This window comes from Microcystis sp. M49636_WE2, from assembly GCF_030065375.1.
Taxonomy (GTDB): domain Bacteria; phylum Cyanobacteriota; class Cyanobacteriia; order Cyanobacteriales; family Microcystaceae; genus Microcystis; species Microcystis aeruginosa_C.
This window is the reverse complement of record NZ_JASJFG010000170.1, coordinates 1-2,046: the sequence shown is the minus strand read 5'-3', so window position 1 is coordinate 2,046 and position 2,046 is coordinate 1. Positions and strand designations below refer to the sequence as shown.

Here is a 2,046-nt window from a genome sequence, read left to right as displayed (position 1 = left end):
TGGAAAAAGCGATCGCCAGGGAATTACGCAAGTTAGCCAAACGCATCCATCAAGCTCATCCCGATCATATCGATCCCGAAGCAATTACTCGCGCCACCACGATTGCCGGATTCGATCGAGAATTAGTGATTAAAAAGCTAGGATTTGAGACAGTCTATGACTATTATGCCGCTAGTAGTCCCTTGCCCTTTCAACCCTATTTAACTAAACCCACTTTTATCCTCTACGCGGCCGATGATCCCCTCTTTTCCCCCGCAGTTATTCCCGATCTGCAAGCAGCGATCGCTGATAATCCCCACGTGGATCTACTCTTAACCAACCACGGTGGTCATGTGGGTTATATCAGCAGTTTATCCTGTCAGCGTCAGTGGGGCGATAGCGATCGCTGGTGGGCATGGAATCGGGTTTTAGACTGGTTTGACCAAAAAACTGGCAAATAAGGGCTAATTTCTAGGAGTCAAGGGCCGCTAGAAACTCCTCCACCTGTTCCCGAGTCGGTTGGGATGCGATCGCTCCTGCCCCCCTTGTCACCATTGCCCCCACCGCACAGGCATAAATCACCGCCTTACGCGCTAAATCGGCATTTTCCTCGATTTTATCGCCTACAAGACCGGCACGAGCTAAAAAACCAGCCACAAAGCCATCCCCCGCCCCAGTGGTATCCACTACCTCCCCAGAAAAAGCCTCTACAGTGCCGCTATTTTCGCCTAAATGATATTTACAACCTTTTGCGCCGCGCGTAACCAGAATTGCCCCTAAATTGGGGTATTGTGATGATATTTCTCCCGGGCTATCAGTGCCAAATAACCAGCTTGCTTCTTCCTCGCTACATTTGAGCAAATCGGCCTGGGCAATAAAATCTCGAATCTGATCAGGAGCGGCCTCAAGATTAGGCCAAAAAACCGGTCGCCAGTTGATATCGACCAATACTTTCACCGCGTAAATTTTAGCTAATTCGATGGCCCGCATCATCGCCGCTCTTGCTGGGGGATAGGCTAACCCTAGGGTTCCCATCACTAGATAATCGGCATTTTTCAACAGATTTTCGGGTAATAAGTCAGCATTAAGGGCAGTGTCGGCAAAATCAGTTGTTTTTCTGCCGCCAAAACCCGCAAAATGTCTGTCTCCCCCAGCATCGCGGGTGACATAAACTTGTCGGGTGGGTAGGGTGGCATGATACTGTACACCAGTGGTATCGACTCCGAGAGCGTCTAGCAAGGCGATTAACTGTTCTCCTGGTTGATCTTTGCCCACACAACCGATAAAAGCCGAATTTATGCCCAATTTTCGCAATCCACAGGCCACGTTTGCCGGCGCACCCCCCGCGTAGGTTGTCCAAGAAGTCACTTGCTCTATAGCGCGATCGCTTTGATCGGCAATTAGATCATAGAGGATTTCCCCTAAACAAATGACAGACACCGGCGAAGATCTTTGATTGTTAAGCATTGGTGTGGGAATTATGAATTATGAATTATGAATTATGAATTATGAAGTGGGGTAGTGGGGAAGCTGTATCATCACCCTATCACCCCAAAACCCTATCACCCTATCTCCTCCTGACTGCTGACTCCTATCTCCTGACGACCGACTCCTGATTACTGATTAATAACTTGTCAAGAAATCACGATAAATCAACTAGAGATTATCTTAGACATTTAGTATAATCAAACACATAGATTAGGGGAAATTGCTCATAAATCAGCCCGATCGAGCGTGAATCCTCTTTTATTTTTTAGTCTTAGACTAAGGAAATATCATGGTTGATTGTAGTCGGATTCAGTTTGACGAGGATAAAAGCAAGATAGATCTATTGCAACTACGAGAATTATTTAATTTAACCGCATTTTGGGCAATCGATCGCCGTTTAGAAGATTTAGAAACCGCAATTGACTATAGTGATCCGGTGGTGACGGTGTGGAATGAGCGGCAATTAATTGGTTTTGCTCGCGCCATTTCTGACGGCATTTATCGGGCAACTATTTGGGATGTGATTGTTCATCCCGATTATCAGGGAGCGGGTTTAGGGCGTAAATTAGTAGAAACAGT

The 2,046-nt window shown here is 46.7% G+C and carries 3 protein-coding genes; 2 read left to right on the top strand and 1 reads right to left on the bottom strand.

What is annotated here, in order from left to right; all coding sequences use genetic code 11:
- Positions 1–440, top strand: a 440-nt coding sequence (locus PX484_RS03920; RefSeq protein ID WP_353853210.1) for an alpha/beta fold hydrolase, incomplete at its 5' end; no start/stop codon positions are given.
- Between the two features lie 10 nt (positions 441–450).
- On the opposite strand, the gene PX484_RS03915 is transcribed toward PX484_RS03920, so the two are convergent.
- On the bottom strand, positions 451–1,446 hold the full coding sequence (locus PX484_RS03915; RefSeq protein WP_287764686.1) for a carbohydrate kinase family protein: 996 nt from the start codon (positions 1,444–1,446) through the stop codon (positions 451–453).
- 310 nt (positions 1,447–1,756) lie between these two features.
- Between PX484_RS03915 and PX484_RS03910 the strand changes: the two genes are divergently transcribed.
- A partial coding sequence (locus PX484_RS03910; RefSeq protein ID WP_288102924.1) for a GNAT family N-acetyltransferase occupies positions 1,757–2,046 on the top strand: 290 nt, incomplete at its 3' end.

Excerpts from the sequence above, each read along its gene's own strand:
- PX484_RS03915 (WP_287764686.1), bottom strand. The coding sequence starts at position 1,446 with ATGCTTAACAATCAAAGATCTTCGCCGGTGTCTGTCATTTGTTTAGGG.